At 33.5% G+C, this 4,109-nt stretch carries 3 protein-coding genes and 1 pseudogene; 3 read left to right on the top strand and 1 reads right to left on the bottom strand.

The window, feature by feature from the left end; genetic code table 11:
• From SOY52_RS09810 to SOY52_RS09800, 3 genes and pseudogenes are all read left to right on the top strand, one after another.
• Positions 1-225, top strand: a pseudogene (locus tag SOY52_RS09810) (carbohydrate ABC transporter permease); the annotation flags it as partial.
• A complete protein-coding gene (locus SOY52_RS09805) occupies positions 222-1,574 on the top strand; it encodes a phosphodiester glycosidase family protein (protein ID WP_320848776.1) in 1,353 nt (450 codons plus the stop codon). The pseudogene SOY52_RS09810 and the gene SOY52_RS09805, both read left to right, overlap by 4 nt.
• Positions 1,571-2,353, top strand: a complete 783-nt coding sequence (locus tag SOY52_RS09800) for a DUF1653 domain-containing protein (protein WP_320848775.1) — start codon at positions 1,571-1,573, stop codon at positions 2,351-2,353. The genes SOY52_RS09805 and SOY52_RS09800 overlap by 4 nt, the downstream gene beginning before the upstream one ends.
• On the opposite strand, the gene feoB is transcribed toward SOY52_RS09800, so the two are convergent.
• The coding region (gene feoB, locus SOY52_RS09795) for a ferrous iron transport protein B (RefSeq protein ID WP_320848774.1) at positions 2,342-4,109 on the bottom strand (1,768 nt) is incomplete at its 5' end. The two genes, SOY52_RS09800 and feoB, sit on opposite strands and share 12 nt — an antisense overlap.

The following is a 4,109-nucleotide window of genomic DNA, read 5'->3' as shown; positions in this document are numbered from 1 at the left end:
TTCATGAATAACTGGAATGATCTACTACGTCCAATGCTTTATATTTCAAAGCCTGACCTTTATACAGTTACTCTTGGTCTTACTCAGTTCCAAAGTGCATACTCCTCACAGTGGTCATTACTACTTGCAGGTAGTGTACTTTCAGTACTACCTTTAATAGTTGTATATTTATTCTGCCAAAAATATATCATTGAGAATTCACTTTCTGCAGGAGTTAAAGGATGATAGAAACACAAATCATTACTGAGAAATATGAAAATGGAGAAATGCAACGTTACCAAATAGCAAAGGGCTTTACTTGGTCTGATATTTCATTTTCTATTCCTCCGTTTTCAAAAGAGGCATATGATGAATTTGTAAGAATGTATGAAGCCTTTATCATTCCAAAGCATAGGTCATGGTATGGGGCTTTAGTAATTTTCCATTTTCCTAAAGACATTAAAATACCTTTTTCTTTTGAAACAGATATTGGTACAGTCTTTGATCCTCAGCTTGCTTTTGCCGCAGAATTAGAAAAACAGTATAAAGCAGGACTTATAAAAAAAGAAAACGATGATATTGTAGTTTGCGATAAAAAGACTAATGATTTTATCTCTTTTTTAAAGGAAGAAGGATGGCTAAAAGTACTATGCGGAGATAAAGATTGTATTTCTATACTCCCTATTAGTAACACCTTTGGATACCTTAGCCAAACTACCCCATGTCCTAAATTAAGTGTTAATAGCCACTTCTTTACAATGGATGTCTTTGACCATGATTCTCCATATGATACATTTGGAGTATCTTATGGTCTTGCTCTTAAAGAAGGTGTTGTAATTCAACCCCCTCTCTTCTATAGAGAAGCTTTATTAGTTGATAAAAATCAAAAGAGCTATGTAAAGAAAATATCAGTTACAGATCTTAGTATTACTATTAATGGTATTACCTTCAAAGATGGTGAAAATGCAACCTTCTTTCAAAGACCATTAGATAGAGTAACACCTAAGACAAGTGGTAGTGATATTGTAATTATTGGAAATAAGGTTATTGCATATCATAAGGGTGGTGAAACGCTTATTCCTTCTTCTGGGTTTATTATTCAAACTAAAGAGGATATTTCTTATTTAGAATCTCAAGTTATCTATAATGGTTTAGAGGACTACGTATTTGGTTTACAAGTTGGGTCAGCAGTAGTTAGAGAGACAGAGAAGATAACTGAGTTATCATCACCATTCTATGATATAGAAATAGATCCTATTTCATATCCACCTACTCTCTATCCACTTGATTACGAAGCTGCTCGTGCACCTCGTATGGCTATTGGTGCAACAAAAGATGATGAACCAATTTTAATTTGGTCAGAAGGTTGTAGCAAGCTTAGGTATGATAGAGGAAATGAGAGTGCAGGAACTTCCCTTTTAGAGCTTGCAGATTTTGGTTATAGACAAGGTCTAAAACATTTAGTAAATCTAGATGGTGGTGGATCTGCTGAAATGTTTATAGATGGTAAAACTATGATGCATGTTTCAGATAGACATCCTGATAATAGTGATTCAGAGAGACCTGTTCCAATGGGATTAATAATAAGACAATGAATATAGCAATTGATATTGATGACACATTAACTAATACATTTTCTTATCTTCAGCCATATACTGCTGAGTATTGTAAGAAGCCACTAGAAGAGCTAGTTTCAAACAATATTTCATATGACAACACCCCAAAGGAATGGGGCTTAGTTATGAATGATTTTGCAAAAAAGTATTTTGATGCTCTCATTCCTTTTACACCAGTAAAGGAGGGAGCATGTGATGTTGTAAAAGAGTTAAGAAGACTAGGTAATAGAATTATTATCATAACTCATAGGAATAATTCACTTTATAGTGACTGCTACTATACAACACAAAAAGAGTTAAAAAACTGTGGAATTGAATATGATTTATTAATTTGTACAAATGATAAATTAACAGCCTGCTTAAATGAAAAGGTTGATTTATTAATAGATGATACCTTTTTAAATCTTGATAGTGTATCAAAAGCAGGTATAGATGTATTGATGTTTATTAGTCCCGTTAATGGTTGCTATAAAAAACAATTTAAGAGTGTTGCAACTTGGGATGAAATAAGAAAATTATTAATCCCAAGTGCAACTAGAGAGATAATTAAAGGACGATATAGACACTTTAAGGGTAATTACTATGAGGTACTTGATAGTGCATTTTGTTCAGAAACCCATGAGAAATATGTAGTTTATCGTGCACTATATGGTGACTATGCTCTCTATATTCGTCCATATGAGATGTTTGCATCTTTAGTCGATAAGAAAAAATATCCTAATGCAGATCAAAAATATAGGTTTGAATTAGTTAACTGAGGAAGGTTTTCTTACTATTAGGTATATCATTATAGCTAAGCATAAGATACCTAGTACGCCTCCAATTATACTTCCTTGTCCAATAACTAATGATCCAATTTGATAGATAATAAATGAGACAATATAGGCAAATATACATTGATAGGAAATTGCAATTAATAGCCATTTTCTATCATTCATTTCTCTTTTAATTGCACCTATTGCTGCAAAACATGGGGCGCAAAGTAAGTTAAATACTAAGAATGATAAGCCAGAAAGAGATGTAAATCTTAATGCCATAGTTCCCCAAATCTCAACTCCATCCTCAGCAACCTCGGCAAAGCAAAAAAGGATACCAAATGTTGATACAACATTTTCCTTTGCAATTAATCCTGTAATTGTTGCAACTGCAGCTTCCCAGTTACCCCAACCAAGAGGAGAGAAAATCCAGGCAATTAAGTTACCTATTATCGCAAGAATAGAGTTATTTAAATCCTCAACCATAGTAAATGATCCATCTTCAAAACCAAATGCTTGTAAGAACCATAGGATAATTGCAGAGATAAGAATAATTGTTCCAGCCTTCTTAATAAATGACCATCCTCTTTCCCACATTGATCTCAACAAATAGGAAAATGTTGGTAAATGGTATTTAGGTAATTCCATAACAAATGGTGCTGGATCACCTAAGAATAATTTTGTTTTTTTCAAAATCACTCCTGATACAATTATTGCTCCAATACCTATAAAGTATGCAACTGGAGCAACCCACCAAGCACCTCCAAAGACAGCACCTGCGATTAATGCAATAATAGGAAGTTTAGCACTACATGGTATGAATGTTGTTGTCATAATTGTAAGTCTTCTATCTCTTACATTTTCAATAGTTCTTGATGCCATAATGGCAGGAACACTACATCCAGTTCCTATTAGCATTGGAATAAAAGATTTACCAGAAAGGCCGAATCTTCTAAATATTCTATCCATGATAAAAGCAACTCTTGCCATATAACCACAGCCTTCAAGGAATGCTAAGAATATGAAAAGTACAAGCATTTGTGGTAAGAATCCTAGTACAGCACCCACACCACCGATAATTCCATCAACTATTAATACAATTAGCCAATCAGCACAATCTATTGCTTCTAGTAATTGTGTAAAAAATACTGGAATACCAGGTAAGGCAAGGCCAAATAGCGACCACTCTTCGCCAAATAAGCAATCATTTACCCAATCTGTCATCCAAGTTCCAACTGTAGAAATTGAGATGTAGTAAACTAAAAACATCACAACAGCAAATATTGGAAGGGCTAAAAATCTATTTGTTACTACTCTATCAATCTTATCTGATTTAGATTCGCCCCTTTGCTTTTTCTTATAACAGCTTCTAATTAACGAATTAATGTAAATATATCTTTCATTAGTAATTATTGATTCTGCATCATCATCTGCTTCTTCTTCCGCTTTTACAATATCAATTTCCATATGAGAAAGAATTTCAGAATCAATATTCAGTTTTTCTATTACCTTCTTATCACGTTCAAAGATTTTAATAGCATACCATCTTTGAACTTCCTCACTCATATTATGTAAAGCAGCCTCTTCAATATGTGCAATAGCATGCTCAACTACACCAGAGAAAGAATGAGAAGGAATTAATTTCTCCCCTTTCGTAGCTGTATCAATTGCAACCTGAGCAGCCTCCATAACTCCAAGATTTTTCAATGCAGAAATTTCACAAACTTTTACTCCTAACCTTCTTTCAAGTTCTGAAGTA

Origin of the sequence: Bullifex sp., assembly GCF_034103065.1 — a bacterium.
In the GTDB taxonomy this organism is placed as follows: domain Bacteria; phylum Spirochaetota; class Spirochaetia; order Sphaerochaetales; family Sphaerochaetaceae; genus Bullifex.
This window is presented reverse-complemented; position numbering and strand designations above follow the sequence as displayed.